Source organism: Bradyrhizobium neotropicale, from assembly GCF_001641695.1.
In the GTDB taxonomy this organism is placed as follows: Bacteria; Pseudomonadota; Alphaproteobacteria; order Rhizobiales; family Xanthobacteraceae; genus Bradyrhizobium; species Bradyrhizobium neotropicale.
Map to the genome: position 1 here is coordinate 74381 of NZ_LSEF01000100.1, position 22887 is coordinate 97267.

21 protein-coding genes are annotated in these 22887 nt (G+C 65.0%); 12 read left to right on the plus strand and 9 right to left on the minus strand.

The window, feature by feature from the left end:
* Positions 1-198: 198 nt before the first annotated feature.
* Positions 199-2367, minus strand: coding sequence for a catalase/peroxidase HPI (katG, locus tag AXW67_RS33810; RefSeq protein ID WP_027550039.1), 2169 nt, complete (start codon positions 2365-2367; stop codon positions 199-201).
* Between the two features lie 114 nt (positions 2368-2481).
* Between katG and AXW67_RS33815 the strand changes: the two genes are divergently transcribed.
* The 3 genes from AXW67_RS33815 to AXW67_RS33825 all read left to right on the plus strand — a co-directional run bounded on the left by AXW67_RS33815 (position 2482) and on the right by AXW67_RS33825 (position 4568).
* The gene (locus tag AXW67_RS33815; RefSeq protein WP_063681414.1) at positions 2482-3408 is read left to right on the plus strand and encodes a hydrogen peroxide-inducible genes activator; all 927 of its coding nucleotides are present in this window, start codon (positions 2482-2484) and stop codon (positions 3406-3408) included.
* Positions 3409-3510: 102 nt separating this feature from the next.
* Positions 3511-3975, plus strand: a complete 465-nt coding sequence (locus AXW67_RS33820) for a GNAT family N-acetyltransferase (RefSeq protein ID WP_063681558.1) — start codon at positions 3511-3513, stop codon at positions 3973-3975.
* Positions 3972-4568: a glutathione S-transferase family protein gene (locus tag AXW67_RS33825; protein ID WP_063681415.1), complete on the plus strand. Its 597-nt coding sequence runs from the start codon at positions 3972-3974 to the stop codon at positions 4566-4568. Before AXW67_RS33820 ends, AXW67_RS33825 begins: the two co-directional genes overlap by 4 nt.
* A 119-nt stretch (positions 4569-4687) precedes the next feature.
* On the opposite strand, the gene fabI is transcribed toward AXW67_RS33825, so the two are convergent.
* From fabI to fabA, 3 genes are all read right to left on the minus strand, one after another.
* Positions 4688-5488, minus strand: coding sequence for an enoyl-ACP reductase FabI (gene fabI, locus AXW67_RS33830; RefSeq protein ID WP_027550043.1), 801 nt, complete (start codon positions 5486-5488; stop codon positions 4688-4690).
* Positions 5489-5620: 132 nt separating this feature from the next.
* Complete coding sequence (fabB, locus tag AXW67_RS33835; protein WP_063681416.1) at positions 5621-6844, minus strand: beta-ketoacyl-ACP synthase I; 1224 nt, start codon at positions 6842-6844, stop codon at positions 5621-5623.
* A gap of 40 nt (positions 6845-6884) precedes the next feature.
* Complete coding sequence (gene fabA, locus AXW67_RS33840; protein ID WP_027550045.1) at positions 6885-7406, minus strand: 3-hydroxyacyl-[acyl-carrier-protein] dehydratase FabA; 522 nt, start codon at positions 7404-7406, stop codon at positions 6885-6887.
* A gap of 355 nt (positions 7407-7761) precedes the next feature.
* Here fabA and irrA point away from each other — a divergent pair, with 355 nt between their 5' ends.
* Positions 7762-8253 carry an iron response transcriptional regulator IrrA gene (gene irrA, locus AXW67_RS33845; protein WP_063681417.1) on the plus strand — a complete coding sequence of 164 codons (492 nt, stop codon included), beginning with the start codon at positions 7762-7764 and terminating at the stop codon, positions 8251-8253.
* An 88-nt stretch (positions 8254-8341) separates the two neighbouring features.
* Here irrA and AXW67_RS33850 read toward each other — a convergent pair whose 3' ends face one another.
* Positions 8342-8872 carry an SH3 domain-containing protein gene (locus tag AXW67_RS33850; RefSeq protein ID WP_063681418.1) on the minus strand — a complete coding sequence of 177 codons (531 nt, stop codon included), beginning with the start codon at positions 8870-8872 and terminating at the stop codon, positions 8342-8344.
* 336 nt (positions 8873-9208) lie between these two features.
* On the opposite strand from AXW67_RS33850, the gene AXW67_RS33855 reads away from it, so the two are divergent.
* Positions 9209-10210 carry a 2-hydroxyacid dehydrogenase gene (locus AXW67_RS33855; protein WP_063681419.1) on the plus strand — a complete coding sequence of 334 codons (1002 nt, stop codon included), beginning with the start codon at positions 9209-9211 and terminating at the stop codon, positions 10208-10210.
* Positions 10211-10213: 3 nt separating this feature from the next.
* Here AXW67_RS33855 and AXW67_RS33860 read toward each other — a convergent pair whose 3' ends face one another.
* On the minus strand, positions 10214-11125 hold the full coding sequence (locus AXW67_RS33860; RefSeq protein WP_063681420.1) for a LysR family transcriptional regulator: 912 nt from the start codon (positions 11123-11125) through the stop codon (positions 10214-10216).
* A gap of 118 nt (positions 11126-11243) precedes the next feature.
* On the opposite strand from AXW67_RS33860, the gene AXW67_RS33865 reads away from it, so the two are divergent.
* Complete coding sequence (locus tag AXW67_RS33865; protein ID WP_063681421.1) at positions 11244-12263, plus strand: aldo/keto reductase; 1020 nt, start codon at positions 11244-11246, stop codon at positions 12261-12263.
* Positions 12264-12272: 9 nt separating this feature from the next.
* On the opposite strand, the gene AXW67_RS33870 is transcribed toward AXW67_RS33865, so the two are convergent.
* On the minus strand, positions 12273-13076 hold the full coding sequence (locus tag AXW67_RS33870) for a HesA/MoeB/ThiF family protein (protein WP_063681422.1): 804 nt from the start codon (positions 13074-13076) through the stop codon (positions 12273-12275).
* A 90-nt stretch (positions 13077-13166) separates the two neighbouring features.
* Between AXW67_RS33870 and AXW67_RS33875 the strand changes: the two genes are divergently transcribed.
* A complete protein-coding gene (locus AXW67_RS33875) occupies positions 13167-14531 on the plus strand; it encodes a serine protease (protein ID WP_063681559.1) in 1365 nt (454 codons plus the stop codon).
* Here the strand turns inward: AXW67_RS33875 and ggt are convergent, their stop codons facing one another.
* On the minus strand, positions 14532-16211 hold the full coding sequence (ggt, locus tag AXW67_RS33880; protein ID WP_063681423.1) for a gamma-glutamyltransferase: 1680 nt from the start codon (positions 16209-16211) through the stop codon (positions 14532-14534).
* 240 nt (positions 16212-16451) lie between these two features.
* On the opposite strand from ggt, the gene AXW67_RS33885 reads away from it, so the two are divergent.
* Positions 16452-17192 carry a ParA family protein gene (locus tag AXW67_RS33885; RefSeq protein WP_063681424.1) on the plus strand — a complete coding sequence of 247 codons (741 nt, stop codon included), beginning with the start codon at positions 16452-16454 and terminating at the stop codon, positions 17190-17192.
* 271 nt (positions 17193-17463) lie between these two features.
* Here the strand turns inward: AXW67_RS33885 and mutM are convergent, their stop codons facing one another.
* Positions 17464-18345: a bifunctional DNA-formamidopyrimidine glycosylase/DNA-(apurinic or apyrimidinic site) lyase gene (gene mutM, locus AXW67_RS33890; protein WP_027550053.1), complete on the minus strand. Its 882-nt coding sequence runs from the start codon at positions 18343-18345 to the stop codon at positions 17464-17466.
* 81 nt (positions 18346-18426) lie between these two features.
* Here mutM and ubiE point away from each other — a divergent pair, with 81 nt between their 5' ends.
* The 4 genes from ubiE to dut are packed head-to-tail and all read left to right on the plus strand — an operon-like array spanning position 18427 to position 22723.
* Complete coding sequence (ubiE, locus tag AXW67_RS33895; protein ID WP_027550054.1) at positions 18427-19188, plus strand: bifunctional demethylmenaquinone methyltransferase/2-methoxy-6-polyprenyl-1,4-benzoquinol methylase UbiE; 762 nt, start codon at positions 18427-18429, stop codon at positions 19186-19188.
* A complete protein-coding gene (ubiB, locus tag AXW67_RS33900) occupies positions 19185-20759 on the plus strand; it encodes a 2-polyprenylphenol 6-hydroxylase (protein ID WP_063681425.1) in 1575 nt (524 codons plus the stop codon). Before ubiE ends, ubiB begins: the two co-directional genes overlap by 4 nt.
* Before the next feature lie 57 nt (positions 20760-20816).
* A complete protein-coding gene (gene coaBC / locus AXW67_RS33905; RefSeq protein ID WP_063681560.1) occupies positions 20817-22268 on the plus strand; it encodes a bifunctional phosphopantothenoylcysteine decarboxylase/phosphopantothenate--cysteine ligase CoaBC in 1452 nt (483 codons plus the stop codon).
* Positions 22265-22723, plus strand: coding sequence for a dUTP diphosphatase (gene dut / locus AXW67_RS33910; RefSeq protein ID WP_063681426.1), 459 nt, complete (start codon positions 22265-22267; stop codon positions 22721-22723). The genes coaBC and dut overlap by 4 nt, the downstream gene beginning before the upstream one ends.
* Positions 22724-22887 lie beyond the last annotated feature (164 nt).

The window sequence follows — 22887 nt, forward strand, 5'->3', positions numbered from 1 at the left end:
TCGGCCGCCCTTTTTGTTTGTCGCTTGCTCCAAGCGATCTGCGCCCCCTCTCCCGCTTGCGCGAGAGGGTCGGGGAGAGAGTGCTTCCACAGAGAGACTCCCAACGAGGAGAGAGCCCTCACCCGCCGCGCTCTGGCACGCAAGTGCGCTGCCGAGCGCGTCGACCTCTCCCGCAAGCGGGAGAGGTGAAGCAGGACCTCACGCCGCGATGTCGAACCGGTCGAGGTTCATCACCTTGGTCCAGGCCTTGGCGAAGTCCTTGACGAACTGCTGCTTCGCGTCCGACGAGGCATAGACCTCGGCGAAGGCGCGGAGCTGCGAGTGCGAGCCGAAGATCAGATCGGCGCGCGTGCCGGTCCACTTGACCGCATTGGTCTTGCGGTCGCGGCCTTCATAGGTGCCGTCAGCGCCGGCCTGTGCCCACTGCGTGCTCATGTCGAGCAGGTTGACGAAGAAGTCGTTGGTCAGCGTCCCCGGCTTCGCCGTGAAAACGCCGTTCTTCGAACCGTCCGCATTGGTACCAAGCACGCGCAAGCCGCCGACGAGCACCGTCAGTTCGGGGCCGGTGAGCCTGAGCAGCTGCGCGCGATCGACGAGCGCTTCCTCGGGCATCAGGAACTGATGCTTCTTGCCTATGTAGTTGCGGAAACCATCGGCCCGCGGCTCCAGCGGCGCGAACGAAGCTGCATCGGTCTGCTCCTGCGAAGCATCCATGCGGCCGGGCGTGAAGGAGACCTTCACGTCGACGCCGGCGTCCTTCGCGGCCTTCTCGACCGCGGCAGTGCCGCCGAGGACGATCAGGTCGGCGAGCGAGACCTTCTTCGCACCTGCCGAACCGTTGAACTCCTTCTGGATCGCTTCGAGCTTGCCGAGGACCTTCGAGAGCTGGGCCGGCTGGTTCACCTCCCAGTCCTTCTGCGGGCTAAGCCGGATGCGCGCGCCGTTGGCGCCGCCGCGCTTGTCCGAGCCGCGGAACGTCGAAGCCGACGCCCAGGCGGTCGAGACCAGCTCCGACACCGACAGACCCGAGGCCAGGATCTTCGTCTTCAGCGAGGCGATGTCCTGATCGCTGACCAGCTCGTGATTCACGGCCGGAACCGGATCCTGCCAGATCAGCGTCTCCTTCGGCACCAGAGGGCCGAGATAGCGCTGGATCGGGCCCATGTCACGATGGGTCAGCTTGAACCAGGCGCGGGCGAAGGCGTCCGCGAACTGATCCGGATGCTCGTAGAAGCGACGCGAGATCTTCTCATAGGCCGGATCGAACCGCAGCGAGAGGTCGGTCGTCAGCATGGTCGGCACATGCTTCTTGGACTTGTCGAACGCGTCCGGAATGGACGCGTCGGCGCCCTTGGCCTTCCACTGCTGCGCGCCCGCCGGGCTCTTCGTCAGCTCCCACTCATACTTGAACAGGTTCTCGAAGAAGTGGTTGCTCCACTTGGTCGGGGTCTGCGTCCAGGTGACCTCCGGGCCGCCGGTGATCGCGTCGGCGCCAACGCCGGTGCCGTGCTTGCTCTTCCAGCCGAGGCCCTGCTCTTCGAGCGCCCCCGCTTCCGGCTCCGGCCCGACCAGCGACGGATCGCCCGCACCGTGGGTCTTGCCGAAGGTATGGCCGCCGGCGATCAGCGCGACGGTCTCTTCGTCGTTCATCGCCATGCGGAAGAAGGTCTCGCGGATGTCCTTCGCCGCGGCGATCGGATCCGGCTTGCCGTTCGGCCCTTCCGGATTGACGTAGATCAGGCCCATCTGCACCGCGCCGAGCGGCTCGGCGAGCTGGCGCTCGCCGCTGTAGCGCTCATCGCCCAGCCACGTGCCTTCGGGACCCCAGTAGAGCTCTTCCGGCTCCCAGACGTCGGCGCGTCCGCCGGCGAAGCCGAAGGTCTTGAAGCCCATCGATTCCAGCGCGACGTTGCCCGCGAGCACCATCAGGTCGGCCCAGGAAATCTTGCGGCCGTACTTCTGCTTGATCGGCCACAGCAGCCGGCGCGCCTTGTCGAGGTTGGCGTTGTCGGGCCAGCTGTTGAGCGGCGCGAAGCGCTGCTGTCCGGCACCGGCGCCACCCCGGCCGTCGGTGATGCGATAGGTGCCCGCGCTATGCCAGGCCATGCGGATCATGAGGCCGCCGTAATGGCCGAAATCTGCGGGCCACCATTCCTGCGAATCCGTCATCAGGGCGGTCAGGTCCTTGATGACCGCGTTCAGGTCGAGCGACTTGAACTCCTTGGCGTAGTCGAACTCCTTGCCCATCGGATCGGACAGGTCGGAATTCTTGTGCAGCATCTCGATGCTGAGCTGGGTCGGCCACCAGTCGCTGTTCGCCGGCGTGCGTTTTCCGCCCGAAAACGGGCACTTCGAAGTGTCATCCATGAATACCTCCTCTGGTGGCGGTCAGACTTCGCCCTTTACCAGGTAGAAGCACTCTAAGCTGCGCCTCCTATCAGGTAAAGTTGACTTTAATGATCGCTGCGATAGGATTTCCTGATGATAAACGTGACGCTGCGCCAGCTCCGGTATTTCGACGCGCTGGCGCGTCACGGCCATTTCGGGCGTGCGGCAGAGGCCTGTTCCATCTCGCAGCCCGCTTTGTCGATGCAGATCAAGGAACTCGAGGAGGCCCTCGGCGGCCTGCTGCTCGAGCGCAGCGCCCGCCAGGTTGCGCTGACCCGGTTTGGCGAAGAGCTCGCGCAGCGCGTCCGCGACATTTTGCGCTCGGTCGATGAGCTCGGCGACTTCGCGCGGGCATCGCAGGACCGTTTCGCGGGCCGCCTGCGCATCGGCATGATTCCGACGATTGCGCCCTACCTCCTGCCCAAGATCACCAAGAATCTCACGCGCATGCATCCCGAACTCGACATCCGCGTGCGCGAGACCATGACGCCGCGGCTGATCCAGGAGCTGGTGGAAGGCCGGCTCGACACCGCCATCGTCGCGCTGCCGGTGTCCGAACCGTCACTGACCGAAGTTGCTCTGTTCGAGGAGAAATTCCTGCTGGTCCGGCCGGGCGCGGACGAGGGAACACCGGTCCCGTCGCGGGAGATGATGCGGGAGATGCGGCTGTTGCTGCTCGAGGAGGGACATTGCTTCCGCGATCAGGCACTGTCGTTCTGCAACATGCAATCGGCACCGCCGCGGGAAATGCTGGATGCGAATTCGCTGTCGACGCTGGTCCAGATGGTGAGCGCCGGCATCGGCGTCACCTTGATTCCGGAGATGGCCGTGCCGGTGGAGACCCGATCGGCCTCCGTCTCGGTCGCACCGTTCCGTGACCCGCAACCGTCGCGCACCATCGGCATGGTCTGGCGCAAGACCAGCCCGCTGGCGCGCCAATTGCTGCAAATATCCGAGGTGGTCTGCCTGTCGGCCGGCAAGACACGCGCGCGGCAAACCCCGCACAGTGCGCGGGCCTGAGCGGCTTCCGCTCGCGGGAATTTTGCCCCAACCGCCGGAATCGTGCGTGTAAGGTCCGATGCTGCGCCCGCATCGGGCATGATCGAAAGCGGAGAGCAGACGATGCTGGATCCGATCATCCGTCCCGCGCGCGCGGATGAATATGACGAGGTCGGACGCGTCTGGATGGAGAGCTGGGTCTCGACGGGACTCGCAGAGGCCAGCGCCTTCCTGCTCGCGAATTTGCGCGCGCGTGTCCGGCGCGAGATCGAGAACGGCTGGAGCCTGTTTGTCGCCGATGATGGCGGCACGATCGCCGCGATGCTGGCGCTGCACGTGCCAAAGCAATATCTCGACATGCTTTTCGTTGCGCCCGCCTATCAGGGTCAATCGCTCGGCCGCAAGTTGCTCGCCTTCACGCGCACGCAAATGCCGGATGAAATGTATCTGCGCTGCGTGCGCGAGAACGAAAAAGCCTGGCGCTGGTACGAGCGCGAGGGCTTTGTGTTCGAGAAGGAAGAGATCGAGCCGTCGAACGGCTTCATGATGAAGTATTATCGGTGGAAGAACAAAGGAAACGCTTCATGATCAAGCTCTATTGGTCGCCTCGCTCCCGCTCCTTCTCCGCGATCTGGCTGATGGAAGAAAGCGGCCTGCTCTATGAGCGCGTGCTGACCGACATCACGACCGGAGCGCAGAAGGCGCCGGATTTCCTCAAGGTCAATCCGATGGGAAAGGTCCCAGCGCTCGCCGACGGCGATGCCGCGCTCGGCGAAGCTGCCGCGATCTGCGCCTACATTGCCGACCGCTATCCCCAGACGAAGCTGGCCCCACCCGTGACTGATCCGCGCCGCGCGCGATATCTGCAATGGCTGTTCTTCTCGCCAAGCTGCATCGAGCCGGCCATCATCCAGATCTTCACCAAGATCGAGGTGCCGACCTCGACCGCCGCCTGGGGCAGCGCGACGCAGGTCTTCGACGTGCTGGAAGCCGCGCTCGAAAAGGGGCCGTGGATTCTCGGCGAGGATTTTTCCGCCGCCGACATCACGATCGGCTCGGGCCTGAACTTCGCCGTACGCCTGTTCAAGATGGTGCCGTCGCGCCCGGCCTTCGACGCCTACATCGCGCGCTGCATGGCGCGACCGGCGTTCCAGCGCGCGGAAAAGATCGCGGCGGGGTGACCTGCGAACCAAGGTTTGTAGGGTGGGCAAAGGCGCTCGCGCCGTGCCCACCATGCCCCCGCGATCGCGCTACAAGTGATGGGCACGCTTCGCTTTGCCCTCCCTACAACGGAAGGTGCCTATTCCGAGGCCTTGAGATCCTCCGGCTTCGGCATCAGGACGATGTTGTAGCCGGAATCGACGTAGTGGATCTCGCCGGTCACGCCGCCGGAGAGGTCCGACAAGAGATAGAGCGCCGAGCCGCCGAGCTCGTCGAGCGTGACGCCGCGGCGAAGCGGCGAATGCTTTTGCATGAACGCAAACATCGCGCGCGCCTCGCCGATGCCGGAGCCGGCGAGCGTGCGGATGGGGCCGGCGGAGATCGCGTTGACGCGGATGCCGCGCGGTCCGAAATCGGCGGCGAGATAGCGCACGGAGGCTTCCAGCGCCGCCTTGGCCACGCCCATCACGTTGTAATTCGGCATCGCGCGCTCCGAGGCGCCGAAGGTCAGCGTGATCATGCTGCCGCCCTCCGTCATCAGTTCGGCGGCACGCTTGGCCACTTCCGTGAACGAGAAGCAGGAGATCACCATGGTGCGCGAAAAATTCTCGCGGCTGGTGTCGGCGTAGCGGCCCTTCAGCTCGTTCTTGTCGGCGAAACCGATCGCGTGGATCACGAAATCGAGCCGGCCCCATTTCGCGCGCAGCGCATCGAACGTCGCATCGACGCTGGCGATGTCCTCGACGTCACAGGGCAGGACCAGATCAACGCCAAGCGATTCCGCCAGCGGCTTGACGCGCTTGCCGAGGGCCTCGCCCTGGAAGGTGAAGGCAAGCTCGGCGCCATGGGCATGCAGCGTCCTTGCCATGCCCCAGGCGATCGAATGATCATTGGCAATGCCCATGATCAGACCGCGCTTGCCCTTCATCAATTCCTGCATCATGGCTCCCACTATTCGGAGGTCATCGCCCGCGCAGGCGGGCGATCCAGTATCCCAGAGACGGTCGTGCTTGATCGAGAGGCCGCGGCGGACTGGATGCCCCGCCTTCGCGGGGCATGACAAAATCCGAGATCACACATCCAGCCGGCTGAACACCAGCGTGGCATTGGTGCCGCCGAAGCCGAAGGAGTTCGACAGCACGGTGCCGATCTTGGCGTTGTCGATGCGCTTGCGCACGATCGGCATGTCGGCGAACACCGGATCGAGCTCCTGGATGTGCGCGCTCTCGCAGATGAAGCCGTTGTTCATCATCAGCAGCGAATAGATCGCCTCCTGCACGCCGGTCGCACCCAGCGAATGGCCGGTCAGCGCCTTGGTCGCCGAGATCGGCGGGCACTTCTCGCCACTTCCGAACACCCTTCGCAGCGCCTCGATCTCCGGCGGATCGCCGGCCGGCGTCGACGTGGCGTGCGGATTGATGTAGTCGACCTTGGTCTTCACCGTCGACATCGCCATGCGCATGCAGCGCTCGGCGCCTTCGCCGGAGGGCGCGACCATGTCATAGCCGTCGGACGTCGCGCCATAGCCGACGATCTCGCCGTAAATGCGCGCGCCGCGCGCCTTGGCGTGCTCGAGCTCTTCCAGCACCAGCACGCCGGCGCCGCCGGCGATGACGAAGCCGTCGCGGTTGAGGTCGTAGGGGCGTGAGGCGGTGGCGGGCGTGTCGTTGTACTTGGACGACATCGCGCCCATGGCGTCGAACAGCACCGAGAGCGACCAGTCGAGTTCCTCGCAGCCGCCGGCGAAGATCACGTCCTGCTTGCCGATCTGGATCGTCTCATAGGCATTGCCGACGCAGTGGTTCGAGGTCGCGCAGGCCGAAGAGATCGAATAGTTCACGCCCTTGATCTTGAACCAGGTCGCGAGTGTCGCAGAGGCCGTCGACGACATCGCCTTCGGCACTGCAAAGGGCCCGACGCGCTTCGGTCCCTTGGTGCGGGTGATGTCAGCGGATTCGACGATCGTGCGGGCAGACGGACCGCCGGAACCCATGATGATGCCGGTGCGGATGTTGGAGACTTCGTCAGGCCCAAGTCCGGAATCTTGGATCGCCTGTTCCATCGCGATGTGATTCCACGCGGCACCCTGGCCGAGGAAGCGCATCGCACGGCGGTCGACGACCGTCGCAGGATCAATCGTCGGCGCACCCTGCACCTGCGAACGGAAGCCGAGTTCGGCATACTTCTCAGCCCGCGAGATGCCCGACTTCGCCTCGTGAAGGCTCGCAAGCACTTCCTGGGTGTTGTTTCCGATGGACGAGACGATGCCCATCCCGGTGACCACAACCCGCCTCATGACAGCCTCGCCTAAATCGTTGTCTTCTTCGTGATATGCCTTAGCCCAGCGTCGTGCCTTGCTTGAACAGGCCGACCTTCAGATCCTTGGCGCGATAGATAATCTGGTCATCAACCGAAAGCCACCCGTCGGCGATACCCAGCACCAGCTTTGACCGCATCACGCGCTTGATGTCGACGTTGTACACAACCTTGCGCGCCTCGGGCAGCACCTGGCCGCCGAACTTCAGCTCGCTCAGGCCCAGCGCCCGGCCGCGGCCTTCGCCGCCGACCCAGCCTAGATAGAATCCGACCATCTGCCACAGTGCGTCCAGCCCGAGGCAACCCGGCATGACCGGGTCATTCTTGAAGTGGCAGCCGAAAAACCAGAGATCAGGCTTCACGTCGAGCTCGGCGCGCACCAGCCCCTTGCCGAATTCGCCGCCGGTGTCGCTGATTTCCGTGATGCGGTCGAACATCAGCATCGGAGGCAGTGGCAGCTGGGCATTGCCCGGGCCGAACATCTCGCCGCGGGCACATGCCAGCAAATCCTCATATTCGTAACCGTTGCGCCTGTTCAGCATGCGGAAGCCTCTGTTCAAAATGCCGATTGAGCGGCGTTTTTTGGCGAAAATGGGCCCCGTCTTGCTCGGAAAGCAACGCCCATAGCCGTTCGTCTGGCGCGAACACCAAGAGCCCGAATGGACTGCAGGCCGGGCCTCAATGCCCTGGCTGCACCAAAACCGGTTAAGCGGAACCGCGCGCTCTCTAACACAGGCCTTTTCGGGTAGCCAAGCGCTCTCATGAAGGTAAAATGACGGGATGCTCGCCCGGTTCCCCGCTTGATTAGAACCACTCTAGTTGCGAGAAACTTGCATCTGCATCTATCCGTCCATATATTGCAGGCAGATAAGTGTCCACGCGTGCCCGAAATTGGAAATGAGCGAGAATAACGCGCCCCATCACGACGACGACGCCCATTCCGCGGCGCTCCCGGCCGGACGCCAGCCGGCCCTGACCGGCTGCCCGTGGCACGACGTCAACGAAATGCTCCAGGCTGCCGGCCTGCGCCCGACCCGCCAGCGGATGGCGCTCGGCTGGCTGCTGTTCGGCAAGGGTGCGCGCCACCTGACGGCTGAAATGCTCTACGAGGAAGCGACCCTGGCCAAGGTCCCGGTGTCGCTCGCAACCGTCTACAACACACTGAATCAGCTCACCGATGCCGGCCTGCTCCGCCAAGTCAGCGTCGACGGCACCAAGACCTATTTCGACACCAACGTGACGACGCACCACCATTATTACCTCGAGAACAGCCATGAGCTGGTCGACATCGAGGACCCGCATCTGGCGCTGTCCAAGATGCCGGAGGTGCCCGAGGGCTACGAGATCTCGCGCATCGACATGGTCGTGCGCCTGCGCAAGAAGCGCTGAGATTTCTCTGAAATCGATCTGAGACCGTCATGGCCGGGCTTGTCCCGGCCATTTTCGTTTTGCGCCGTCATTTCCGGGGCGGTGCGCGTCAGTTCACTTGCTCGTCGGAATAGACGCCCCAGAGGCGTTCCTGCTGAATCCAGCCGTCAAAGCCATTGCCGATGATGTGACACCAGTTTGCGGTGCACTTCTTCACCTGCGCGACGACGCCGACCTGGAGCTTTGCTGCAACCGCGCTGTCGGCATCGGCCCGGTCGTAGATCGGCGCGAGGTCGTCCTTATGCTTCATGGTGACGACCGCAGTGCGGCGGCCCGACAGCAGCGAGTGATAGACCCAGCCTTCGGCGCCTTCGGAATCGCGCACCCGGCGCCAATTCTCGAATTCGGCGGTGATTTCGACCGGCAGGCCTGCGCGGGTGTAGACCCAGGCGACGTCATTGTCCTTGGTCGGGCCGGCACGGACGTTCACGTGATCCGATTTGAGGCTGACATAGCGGGGCACCGGCAGGCCGCTGGCGGTCTGGACGGTATTGTCCTTCGCCGAATGCCCGGGGCTGACCGAGGCGCTCAACCAGGTGCAAACGAGCGCCAACACCGAACAAAAACGCCCCAACGCCATCAACCCGTCTCCTGTTGAAGACCCCGCCGAGCCGAGCCCTCACCCCAAAGTCCAAAACTCTGCCGTACGCCCTCTCTCCCGCCCCACGCGGGTGTTCCCGAAGCCGGATCCGCAAGCGAGACCCGTGGTTCTTGTCTTGGCCCGGCCTTCTGCTAGAGAGGACGGGCACTTGAATAACCAGTTTGTCCCGATTTTCCGGCCGGAAATGTCGGGAGAGCTTGAAGGAAACGCCGGGGACGACGCGGCAAGGGCAGTGTCGAACAACCGGGTTAATGAGGCCTGAACGGCCAGCCTTTCATGATGGAGGCGGGCCGCAATGTCTCATGAGAGCAGGACATGTCGGTGAAGAAAAAGCCCCTCGTCGTCGTCACCCGCAAGCTGCCGGACTCGATCGAGACGCGGATGCGCGAGCTGTTCGATGCGCGGATCAATCTGGACGACACGCCGATGTCGCCGGAGCAGATCGCGGAAGCGGCGCGCACGGCCGACGTGCTGGTCCCGACGGTCACCGATCAGATCACCGCCGATGTCGTCAATCAGCCCGATTGCAAGCTGCGCCTGATCGCCAATTTCGGCAACGGCGTCGACAATATCGACGTCGAGGCCGCGCATGCGCGCGGCATCACCGTCACTAACACGCCAAAAGTTCTGACCGAGGACACCGCCGACATGACCATGGCGCTGATCCTGGCGGTGCCGCGCCGGCTGATCGAAGGCGCCTCGATTCTGACGGAAGGCAAACCCTGGGCGGGCTGGTCGCCGACCTGGATGCTCGGACACCGCATCGGAGGAAAACGTCTAGGCATCGTCGGCATGGGCCGCATCGGCCAGGCCGTGGCGCGCCGTGCCCGCGCCTTCGGCTTGCAGATCCACTATCACAACCGCCGGCCCGTTGCCCCGAAGATCGCCGAAGAGCTAGGTGCGACCTATTGGGAAAGCCTCGACCAGATGCTGGCGCGAATGGACATCATCTCGGTGAACTGCCCGCACACGCCGGCGACGTATCATCTGCTCTCGGCGCGGCGGCTGAAGCTGATCCGGAAAGACGCCTACATCGTCAACACCGCGCGCGGCGAGGTGACGGACGAGGACACGCTGATCAAGCTGATCGAAGCCGGCGAGATCGGCGGCGCCGGCCTCGACGTCTACGAGCACGAGCCCGCGGTCAATCCGAAGCTGGTGCGACTCGCCAAGGCCGGCAAGGTGACGTTGTTGCCGCATATGGGCTCGGCCACGATCGAAGGCCGCGTCGAGATGGGCGAGAAGGTGATCATCAACATCCGCACCTTCCTCGACGCGCACAAGCCGCCGGATCGCGTGCTGCCGAGCATGCTCTGAAATCTATTTGTTCCGCGTCTCGCGCTTGCGCCAGTCTGCGACGAAATCGATGAAAGCGCGCAGCGCCGGCGGCACCTGACGCCGGCTCGGATAGTACAGGAACGGGCCAGGGAACGGCTCGCACCAGTCCTCCAGCAAACTGATCAGCGCACCGGACTTCAGGGCTTCACCGACATAGCCATCGAGGGTTGCCCAGATCCCAGCGCCGTCGAGCGCAGCGCGCATCGCAAGATTCATGTTGGTCGAGATCAGCTTTGCCGGCGGATCGACCTTCATGATCTGGCCGCGCTTCTCGAACTCCCAATCATGCATGACGCCGCTGCTGTAGCGCGCGCGGATGCAATCATGCTCGAGGAGATCCTTCGGATGCCTGGGCCGGCCGCGGCGCGCGAGATAAGCAGGCGAAGCGACGACGACGTAGCTCTGCGGGCCGCTGAGTGGAATCGCAACCATGTCCTGCGCGAGATGCTCGCCATAACGCACGCCGGCATCGAAGCCGGCGCTGACGATATCGACAAAACCGCTTTCGGAGACGATGTCGAGATCGACCTGCGGATGCGCCTCCAGGAATGGCCCAACCATCGGCGCCAGCACGAGGTCGACCGCCGGTGGCGGCGCGTTGATGCGCAGGCGACCCGACGCCACCTCGCGCAAGCCGCGGACCTGATCGAGGGCATTGCCGACATCGCGCAGCGCCGGACCGACACGCGACAGCAGGAGTTCACCCGCCTCGGTCAGCGCGACGCTCCTTGTGGTGCGGTTCATCAGGCGGACGCCGAGGCGCTCCTCCAGGTCCCGTAGCCGCTGGCTGAGGCTCGACGCTGACACGCGAATTTCCCGCGCCGCGCGCCGGAAATTGCGGGTGCGGGCGACCGCCACGAAGGCATCGAGATCGCGCAGATCGGCTTCAGCCATTGTTCGATATGATGAACAAGCCATTCAGGATTGTCCAGCTTATCGGAACAATCGACGCGGCGCATATCTGGCCCGTCAGGCGGCGCAATCAGCCTGCCGCCTTTCGAGGAGAGCCATCATGGAACAGCGCAAACTCGGTTCAACCGGCCCCATCGTCTCTGCGATCGGTCTCGGCTGCATGGGCATGTCGGAGGTCTATGGGCCGGCCGATCGCGGCGAGGGCATCGCCACGATCCACGCAGCGCTCGATGCCGGGATCACGCTGCTCGACACCGGCGACTTCTACGCCATGGGCCACAACGAAATGCTGGTCCGCGAGGCGCTGAAGGATCGCTCGCGTGACCGGCTGCAGATCAGCGTCAAGTTCGGCGCGCTGCGCGGCCCCGCCGGCGAATTCGCCGGAATGGATTGCCGCCCGGCCGCGATCAGGAACTTCCTCGCCTATTCGCTGCAGCGGCTCGGCACCGACTACATCGACATCTATCGCCCCGCGCGTCTTGATCCCAACGTTCCCATCGAGGAGACGATCGGCGGCATCGCCGAGATGGTGAAGACCGGCTACGTCAGGCATATCGGCCTGTCCGAGGTCGGCTCCGACACGATCCGCCGCGCGCATGCCGTGCATCCGATCGTCGATCTCCAGATCGAATATTCGCTTGTAGCGCGCGGCATCGAGCGCGATATTCTGAAGACCTGCCGCGAGCTCGGCATCGGCATCACCGCCTATGGCGTGCTGTCGCGCGGCCTGATCAGCGGCCATTGGACGAAGGACAGCGGCAAGGTCGGCAAGGATTACCGGCTGATGACGCCGCGCTTCCAGGGCGCGAATCTCGACGCCAATCTCGCGCTGGTGGACTCCCTGCGTACGATCGCGACGGATGTCGGTGCAACGCCGGCACAGGTTGCGATCGCCTGGGTGGCGGCGCAGGGCCAAGAGCGCGGCCAGGAGATCGTGCCGCTGGTCGGCGCCCGCACCCGCAACCGTCTCACCGAAGCGCTCGGAGCGACTAAGATGAGATTGACTCCAGCGCATCTTGCGGCGTTGGCAAAAGCCTTCCCGCCTGATGTTGCATCAGGCACGCGCTACGCGGCCGAGCAGATGGCGCATCTGGACAGCGAGAAGCCCGCCACAACGTAACCGCGGCAATCAAGTGCGATGGGCGCTCAGGTCGCTCATGACCGGCCCATCGCCATTGAGCGGATTGGCCGGATCGCGCGAATAGCGCAGCGTCTCGAACCGCATCGCGCGCGCATCGATCATCAGGAGGCGGCCGACCAGGCCGTCGCCGAAGCCGACGATCTCGCGGATGGCCTCCAGCGCCATCATCGAGCCCAGCACGCCGGCAAGCGCGCCCATCACACCGGCCTCGGCGCAGGCCGGCACCGTACCGGGCGGCGGCGCCTCCGGAAACAGGCAGCGATAGGTCGGATTGAATTCGCCCTGCTCGTTCTTCTCATGCGCTCGAATTGTGGTCAGCGAGCCGTCGAACGTGCCGAGCGCCGCGGTGATCAACGGCTTCTGCGCGAAGAAGCAGGCGTCCGAGGCCAGATAGCGGGTCGAGAAATTGTCGGAGCCGTCAAGCACGAGGTCATAGTCGCCGATCAGGCTGAGCGCGTTGTCGGCGTTAAGCCAAGTCGCATGGCCGACGAAGCGCACATGCGGATTGAGCGCCGAAATGCGCTCGGCGGCGCTTTCGACCTTGTGGCGGCCGATATCGGGCGTCGTATGGATGACCTGGCGCTGCAGATTGGACAGCGACACCACGTCGTCGTCGACCACGCCGAGCGTGCCGACGCCGGCGGCGGCAAGATACATCAGGGCCGGCGCGCCAAGCCCGCCGGCGCCGATCACCAGCACCGACGCGCGCTTCAGCGCAGCTTGGCCCGGTCCGCCGACATCGCGCAGCACGATATGGCGGGCATAGCGTTCGAGTTCGTCCGGGCTCAGCACCTTCTCTACTCCTGAACCACACAAAGATTGTTCGCGACCAACGAGATGTGCTTCAATGGCAGCACGTTCAATGGGCTGGCTGGATTTGTCATGAGATCGATGCTTGCGGCAACACTGATGTTCGCGGCTGCCGCAGGTGCGAACGCCCAGATGACGACGCCGCAGGTCCCCGGCACCAAGCCGAAGACGGTCCAGACCGTGCCGATCCGCCCACCCGCATTGCAGACGCCGTCCGAGACGGCGGACGCCATGGGGCCAGCGGAACGGCTGTCGCTTCAGTCCGACCTCGCCTGGGTCGGCGAGTATAACGGCGCCATCACCGGCGACGTCAGCGAGCGCATGGTCAATGCGATCAAGGAGTACCAGAAGGCCAAGGGCGGCAAGCCATCCGGCGTGCTCAATCCGCAGGAGCGCGCTGCGCTCGCGGAGACCGCACGCCGCAAGCAGGAGAGCGTCGGCTGGAAGATCGTGATGGAGCCGACCAGCGGTGCGCGGCTCGGCATTCCCGGCAAGCTGGTGCCGCAGCAGGTGACCGATGCCAACGGCTCGAAATGGACCTCGCCGACCGGCACGGTGCAGGTGCTGCTCAGCCGCCGCAAGGAAGCGAGCCCGACCACCGCAAAGCTCGCCGAGATGGAGAAGAAGGAGCCGGCCGGGCGCAAGGTCGATTACACCGTGGTGAAGCCCGACTTCATCGTTCTCTCCGGACTTCAGGGGCTGAAGAAATTTTACGTGCGCGGCACACTCAAGGGCGATGAGGTCCGCATCATGACGATCCTCTACGACCAGGCCATGGAAAACACCGTCGAGCCGGTCGTGATCGCGATGTCGAGCGCGTTCAACGCGTTTCCGTCCGGTCAGATGGCTGGACCGCCGCCGCGCAAGACCGTCGAATACGGCACCGGCATCGTCGTCAGCGATGATGGCGCGATCGTCACCGATCGTCTGGTCACCGATAGCTGCCTCGCGATTACGATCGGCGGCCACGGCAATGCCGACCGTCTCGCCGAGGACGAGGAGCACGATCTCGCGCTGCTGCACATCTACGGCGCGCGCGACCTGAAGCCTCTCAGCCTCGCAAGCGGCGCGGCGAAGACCAGTGTCGAATTGATCGGCATCGCGGATCCGCAGAACCAGGGTGGTGCCGCCGGCGTCTCGAGTCTCAAGGCCGCGCTGGCGCCGGTCACGAGCAGCGATTCCGCGCTGTCGCCACCGCCCGCCGTCGGGTTCTCCGGCGGTCCGGCCATCGACGGCGAGGGCAAGTTCGCCGGCGTCGCCTTGTTGAAGCCGGCGATGGTCGCGGGACCTGCGACGTCGTTGCCGGCGTCACAGGCGGTGATGGTCTCCGCGGCGACGGTGCGCGATTTCCTGAAGGCGAACGGCGTTCCAGCGAATGGCACATCGACGGATGCGAAAGCCGCCGTCGTGCGCGTGATCTGCGTGCGGAAGTCGTGATCAGTCCAACCTGAACCTGACACCACCGCGCGCGAGGCCGCCCGAAATGCCGACCGGCGTGCCGTCGGCGCGCCAGCATGCGGCGCCGGTCATGGTGCCGTCATCCTCGAAGGCGATGCCGTTCATGCCGCCGGCCACCGTTGCGACGGCGTCGATCTTGTGGCCCATGCTCGCGAGCTTGGTACGCACGCGCTCCGGCACGGCCTGCTCGACCTCGAGCGCATTGCCCTCGGTCCAGACCCGCGGCGCTTCGACCGCCTCCTGCAAGCTCATGCCGTGGTCGATCAGATTGACCAGCGCCTGCATTGCGCTCGGGAAGATGCGCTTGCCGCCGGGCAGGCCGAGCGCATAGCGGAGCTTGCCGCCATTCAGCGCCATCATCGGCGACATCGAGGTGGTGACCCGCTTGCCGGGCGCCAGCGACAGCGCGTGGCCGGGACGCGGATCGAACAGGTTCATGTAATTGTTGGCGATGGCGCCCAGCCCCGGGATCAGTATCTTGGCGCCGAAGAGATTGTTGATGGTCTGGGTGGTCGCGACCACGTTGCCGAAGGAGTCCGCTGCCGTCATATGCGTGGTGTGTGCGCCCTCGAGCTGCGACACGCCGGCGCCCCAGGCCTGCGCCCGCCCCGGATCGATGGCGCGGCGGCGCTCTTCGGCATAGGCCTTCGACGTCAGCCGCTCAACGGGCACGCCGACATAGTCAGGGTCGCCGCTGGCCGCCGCGCGATCGGCGAAGGCGATCTTCAGGACTTCGGCGAGGTAATGAATGGTCTCGGGCGTCCCGAAGCCGAGGCTTGCGATATCGTAGCCTTCCAGGATGTTCAGCATCTCAGCGATATGCACGCCGGAGGCCGCCGGCGGCGGCGGACCCAAAATGGTCCAGCCGCGATAGTCGGCGCGGATCGGCTGCCGCTCGACGGTCTTGTAGCCTGTGAGATCGGTGCGGCGGATGAAACCGCCGGTCTTCTCCATGTAATCGACGAGGATCTCGCCGAGCGGCCCCTCGTAGAGCGCTTTCTCGCCTTGGTCGGCGATGGTGCGCAGCGTCTCGGCATATTCGGCCTGCACCACGCGCTCGCCGACCTTCAGCGGCTCACCGTTCGGCAGGTAGATCGCCGCGATCGGCTCGTCCTTGCGCATCTCGGCGGCGCTCTCGCTGATGCATTCGTGCAGGTACGGGGTCGCCGCATAGCCGCGCGCGGCGTGCTTGATCGCGGGCTGCATGACATCGGCGAGCGACATGGTGCCGAACCGGCGCAACGTCTCGCACCAGGCCTTCAGCGAGCCCGGCACCGCAACCGCCTTCGGGCCGTTGAGATTTTCGTTGCCGACGGTATCGAACACATCATGCGCCGATCCCGGCTTGGACGTGTACGTGTCCTCCCGCACCGCCGAGGGAACCGTGCTCTGGCCGTCGATGAAGCGATGGCTGCCGTCAGCCAGGCGAATATGGGCCATGCCGCCGCCGATGATCCCGACCATCATCGGCTCGACCACGGTCAGCGTGAACAGCGTTGCGATCGCGGCGTCGACGGCGTTGCCGCCGGCGGCGAGCATCTCGGCGCCGGCGCTGGAGGCCAGCGGATGGTTGCTGACAACCATGCCGCGGCTCGAAAGCGCCGGCATTTTCTGGCATTCAAAGGTGGTTGCCGTCAGGTCCCGCCAATTCCTGCTCATGCTGCTCGTCCCTCTTGTTCGCGACGGCGACGACATCATACGCGCAACTACGGGTCCAGTATTGGTACGGATTAGCTGGCATTCCCTGTTCTGCCATCATCCTTACCGTTGATTCGGACATCCGCGATCCCCTTTGGATCGGACCGGGCAGGTCCTGAGCAAGAAGAGCTCAGCATCGAGAAGCGATGCACGTTCGCGTGGCGTTTCCCAAGACCCAGCACTCCAAAGGATTCATCTTCCATGCATACGATCGTACTGGCCACCCAAAAGGGTGGCAGCGGCAAGAGCACCCTTGCCATCGGCCTCGCGCTGGCAGCCAGGCAGGCCGGCTTCACCGTCCGCCTGATCGAGACCGACCCGCAGGGCACCCTGTCCAGCTGGCAGCGCCGCCGCAGCGATAAGGACCCTGTCGTCGAGCCGATCTATCACGCCGCCAATATCGAGCCGCGTCTGAAGATGCTGGCCGAGAGCGGCCTCCAGCTTGCGATCGTCGACACCGCGGCGGGCCTCAGCGCCGCAACCACCGCCGCGATCCGCCATTCAGATCTCTGCCTGATCCCGGCGCGCCCGAGCGTCGCCGACATTGAGGCGACCCTCTCGACGCTGAGCGTCGCGCGCGCCTGGAAACGGCCCTACGGCTTCGTGCTGAACCAGACGCCGATCCGAGGCCAGCGCATCGACAATGCGGCCGACGCGCTTGCCGAGGAGGCGGCGCTCGATCTCACTGAGGTGCTCGCGCGCCCGCTGATCGTGATGCGCAACGACCACCAGGATTCGCTCGCCGCCGGCCTTGCCGTCAGCGAATTCGCGCCGAGCGGCAAGTCAGCCGAGGAGATCCGCGGCCTCTGGCGCTGGATCGCGACGCGGCTCGACCTCTCGGCCACGACCAATCTTCTCATCGATCAGGTCATCTCGGCAGCGGACGGAATCTTGCACGTCGCCGCCGAGCGTGCGTCTGACGAGACCACACTGGCGTCCTGAGCGGAGCGACCGCTTCAGGCGCCAAGCGCGCTCTTCCCCATCCGGTCGACGAGCCCAAGCAAAGGAGCAATCCGGCCACCAGCCCTGCCGGATTGCTTCGCTTCGTTTCTCGGAGGCTCCATCCATCCCGTCATTGTTGCGAGCGCAGCGAAGCAATCCAGACTATCGCCGCGGAAAGATTCTGGATTGCTTCGCTGCGCTCGCAATGACGCGCGTGGTGGGCTCGTCGCCCTCGCGGAGACTCACGGCCTCTCGGCCGAGAGCTTGATCCTCATTTCTGACATTTCGGGCACCAGAAGGTCGACCGGCCGTTCTGGGTGAAGCGTTTCACGGTGCCGCCGCAGCCCGGCGTCTTGCAGGTCTCGCCTTCGCGGTCGTAGACCTTGAACGAGTGCTGGAAATAGCCGAGCTCGCCCGAGGTCTGGCGATGGTCGCGCAGCGACGAGCCGCCGGCCTTGATCGCGTCATTCAGCACGGTGTGGATCGCACCCACCAGCCGCTTGGCGTGATCGGTCGGCTCGCCCCTCTTGGTCGCGAGCGTGGCCGCGATCCGCCGCGGCGACAGATGCGAGCGATGCAGCGCCTCGCACACATAGATGTTGCCAAGCCCCGCCACCACACGCTGGTCGAGCAGCGCGGCCTTCAGGCTGGTGGTCTTGCCGGCGCAGGACCTTGCCAGCATCGCCGCGTCGAATTCATTGCCGAGCGGCTCGGGGCCGAGTCCGCGCAGCAGCGGCTCCTCGTCGAGCGCGTTGCGCGCAATCACTTTCATGTAACCGAAGCGGCGCGGATCGTTGAACACGATGTCGGCGCCCGAGGACATCCGAAACAGCACGTGGTCGTGCGTCGAGTCCTTGCCGCGTGGATAGTGAAACTCGCCAGGCTGCACGTCGTTGTCCGGCTTGATGACACGAAATGAGCCCGACATGCCCAGATGCATCAAGAGCACGTCGCCGGAGGCGAGATCGGCCATGAGATATTTTGCGCGGCGGCCGAGCCCCGTGACGACCTGGCCCCGGAGCCGAGCCACGAAGTCCGGCTGAAAGGGGAAACGCAAGTCGGCCCGGCGGGCCTCGGCCTTGATGATTTTGGCGCCCTCCATGACGGGCTGGAGGCCGCGGCGGACGGTCTCGACTTCGGGCAATTCAGGCATGGTCAGGCATTCACCTTATGAGGGCAGTGTGATAGCGCCATTGCGGCGGCCGCGCTATGGTCCGCCTCGCGGAGTAGAGTAATGGATCGGCCGGGCGATACCACGCATTTTGGCTTCAGGGACGTCCCCTTGGGGGACAAGCAGACGCTGGTGAACGATGTGTTTCACAGCGTCGCCTCGCGTTACGACCTGATGAACGACCTGATGTCGGGCGGCCTGCACCGGGTCTGGAAAGACATCATGATCAACACGCTCGATCCGCCCAGGAGCGACCGGCCGTTCGCGCTGCTCGACGTCGCCGGCGGCACCGGCGACATTTCCTTCCGCGCCGCCAAGGCGGCCGGGCCCGGCTTCCACGCCACCGTGTGTGACATCAACGCTGACATGCTGGCAGTAGGGCGTGAGCGCGCCGCCAAGCGGCACCTGGAGACCCAGGTCGACTTCGTCGAAGGCAATGCCGAAGCGCTGGCCTTTGGCGATCGCAGTTTTGATGCATATACGATCGCGTTCGGCATTCGCAACGTGCCGCGGATCGATCTCGCGCTGCGCGAGGCCTATCGCGTGCTGAGGCCCGGCAGCCGCTTCCTGTGCCTGGAATTCTCGACCGTCGAGATGCCCGGGCTCGACCGCATCTATGACCTGTTCTCGTTCAAGGTCATTCCGCCGCTCGGACGGATGGTGACGGGCGACGCCGAGTCCTATCAATATCTCGTCGAATCGATCCGCAAGTTTCCGAAGCCCAACGTCTTCGCCGACATGATCCGCGATGCCGGCTTCGCCCGCGTCAGCTGGCAGACGCTGTCCGGCGGCATCGTCGCACTGCATTCGGGCTGGCGTTTGTGATCTCTGCGATTCCCCACATTGCGCGCCTGATGCGCGCTGCATTCGTGTTCGCGCGCGAGGGCGTGTTCGGCTCCGTCGACCCCAGCCTGGTGCCGCCGCCCGGCCAGCTTGCGCTGAAGCTTGCGCGGATCGTCGAGCGCCGTGGCCCCAAGCACGGACCGCGACTGTCGCGCGCGCTGACCCGGATGGGCCCGGCCTATCTCAAGCTCGGGCAATTCCTGGCAACGCGCCCCGATGTCGTCGGCGTCATCATGGCGCGCGACCTCGAAAGCCTGCAGGACCGCCTGCCGCCGTTTCCGCAGGAAGAAGCTGAAACCGCGATCTCAACGTCGCTGGAGCGTCCGCTCAAGGACGTGTTCGTGAGCTTCGGCCCCCCGGTCGCGGCCGCCTCGATCGCGCAGGTGCACCGCGGTGAGGTGCTGCGCGACGGCATCCGCAAGCCGGTCGCAATCAAGGTGCTGCGGCCGAACGTGGCCTCGCGCTTCCGCCGCGACCTCTCCGATTTCTTCTTCGTCGCGCACAAGGCCGAGACCTACTCGGCCGAGGCGCGGCGCCTGCGCCTCGTCGAGGTCATCAATACCATGTCGCGCTCGGTCGCGATGGAGATGGATCTGCGGCTGGAAGCGGCCGCGCTGTCCGAGATGGCGGAGAACACACAGGACGATCCCGACTTCCGCGTACCGACCGTCGATTGGGACCGCACCACGCACAACGTACTGACAATGGAGTGGATCGACGGCATCGCGCTGAACGATCACGTCCGCTTGCGGGAGGCGCAGGTCGACCTGCCCGATCTTGGCCGCAAGGTCATCCAGAGCTTCTTGCGGCACGCGCTGCGCGACGGCTTCTTCCATGCCGACATGCATCCGGGCAATTTGTTCCTGGACGATACGGGACGCCTCGTCGCGGTCGATTTCGGCATCATGGGCCGGTTGGGGATGAAGGAGCGGCGTTTCCTCGCCGAGATCCTGCTCGGTTTCATCACCCGCGACTATCGCCGCGTGGCGGAGGTGCATTTCGAGGCGGGCTATGTGCCCGCGCATCACTCGGTGGAGAATTTCGCGCAGGCGATCCGCGCCATCGGCGAGCCGATCCACAACCGCACGGCCGAGGAAATCTCGATGGCGCGGCTGCTCACGCTGCTGCTCGAGGTCACCGGCCTGTTCGACATGACGACGCGCCCCGAGCTGATCCTGCTGCAGAAGACCATGGTCGTGGTCGAGGGCGTGGCGCGTAACTTCGATCCCAAGCTCGACATCTGGAAGATCGCCGACCCCGTGGTGCGCGAATGGATCGAGCGCAATCTCGGCCCGCTCGGCCGGGTGCAGGGCGCGCTGGCGGGGACCGGCGACATCGCCCGCGTGCTGATGAACCTGCCCGACATCGCGGCACGCTCGGTCAAGGTGCTGGAGCAGCTCGAGACCATGACGCGGGAGGGCCTTCGGCTGTCGCCGGAGAGCATCGCGGCAATGGGCCGCAGCGAGGGCCGCAAGAACCGCTGGCGCACCGTGGCGCTCTGGATCATCGCCGCGACCTTCATCGGCATCCTGATCGCCGTCCGGAATCTGTGATTGCACTGCAATCACGCGGATGATAGCATCGCTATCATTCCGGTGCTGGAGGGCGTCATGGCAAGCCTGACCATCCGCAAGCTCGACGAGAACGTCAAAACCTATCTGCGCCTGCGCTCGGCCAAGAACCGCCGATCGGTCGAGGAAGAGGTCCGGGTCATCCTGCGCGAGCTGATCGAGGGCCGCGAGGAGCCACTGACGCCGTTGGCGGCACCGCCCGATGTCGCTCCCGCCTCCGCATCCCAACGCACCGGCGCCCTCCCCGAGGCCAGCGTTACCCTGATCATCGGCGGCGGGATCGCGGCCTACAAATCCCTCGACCTGATCCGCCGGCTCAAGGAGCGCCGCATCGAGGTCCGCTGCGTGCTGACCAAGGCGGCGCAGCAATTCGTCACGCCACTGGCGGTGAGCGCGCTCTCGCATGAGCGCGTCTACACCGACCTGTTCGACCCCCAGAGCGAATTCGATGCCGGCCATATCCGCCTGGCGCGCGACTGCGATCTGATCGTGGTGGCGCCGGCAACCGCCGACCTGATGGCCAAGATGGCTCACGGCCATGCCGACGATCTTGCCAGCGCCATCCTGCTCGCCACCAACCGCAAGATCCTGCTCGCGCCGGCGATGAATCCGCTGATGTGGAACAACGCCTCGACGCGGCGCAACGTCGCGCAGCTCCAGCGCGACGGCGTGGCGCTGATCGGCCCCAATGCCGGCGAGATGGCGGAAGCCGGCGAAGCCGGCGTCGGCCGGATGTCGGAGGCGGTCGAGATCGCGGCGGCCGCCGAGCGCCTGCTGCGCCCCCCGGTGCCGCGCCCGCTTGCCGGCAAGCGCGTGCTGATCACCGCAGGCCCGACGCACGAGCCGATCGATCCGGTCCGCTACATTGCCAACCGCTCCTCCGGCAAGCAGGGCTTTGCCATTGCCGTGGCAGCGCAGGCCGCCGGCGCCGAAGTGATCCTCGTGAGCGGCCCGGTCGATCTCGACGATCCCGACGGCGTCACCGTCAAGCATGTCGAATCAGCGCGGCAGATGCTGGAGCACGTCCAGTCCTCGCTTCCCGTCGACATCGCGATCTTCGCCGCCGCGGTCGCCGACTGGCGCGTCGCAAACGAAGGCGAGCAGAAGCTGAAGAAGACGTCCGCCGGCATGCCGCCGCTGCAGCTCGTCGAGAATCCCGACATCCTCGCCACGATCTCGAAGCTGACGGACAAGCGCCCGCCGCTGGTGATCGGCTTCGCCGCCGAGACCGAGCATCTCATCGACAACGCCAAGTCCAAGCTTGCCCGCAAGGGCTGCGACTGGATCGTCGCCAACGACGTCTCGCCGGCAACCGGCGTGATGGGCGGCGATCGCAACACCGTCCATCTCATCAGCCGCAAGAACGGAGAGAACGACGGCGAGATCGCAGTTGATTCCTGGCCAGTGATGACCAAGGAACAGGTCGCCACCGAACTGATCGCGCATGTCGTAAAAAGCGTGGCCGACAAATCCCTGGAGCCAGCATCTTGAGCACGAAGGTCACCGTCGAACTCCAACACTTGGGCCATGCCGACGGCCTGCCGCTGCCCGCCTATCAGACCACTGAAGCCGCCGGCCTCGATCTGATGGCCGCGGTTCCGGAAGCTCAGCCTCTGACGCTCGCGCCCGGCAAGCATACGCTGGTGCCGACGGGTCTCGCGATTGCACTGCCCGCAGGATACGAGGCCCAGGTACGGCCGCGCTCCGGACTCGCCGCCAAGCATGGCGTCACCGTGCTGAACTCGCCGGGAACCATCGACGCGGACTATCGCGGCGAGATCAAGGTGATCCTGATCAACCATGGCGAAGCGCCCTTCGTGATCAAGCGCGGCGAGCGTATCGCGCAGATGGTGATCGCGCCCGTGGTGCAGGCCGCGCTGGTTCCCGTGGCCACGCTGTCGTCCACGGATCGCGGCGCCGGCGGCTTCGGCTCGACCGGCCGCTAGTTCCCTTACCTCTCCCGCTTGCGGGAGAGGGAGAGCGCCTTCATCGTGGCAAGCAATCCGCACAACAAGCTAACGCCCCAGACTTACCTGGGCTGGAACAAGCCGGCCGGCATTTTTGTGGGGCCGCCTTTACGTTCACGATCTGGACTCTTACCGGTCGAGTC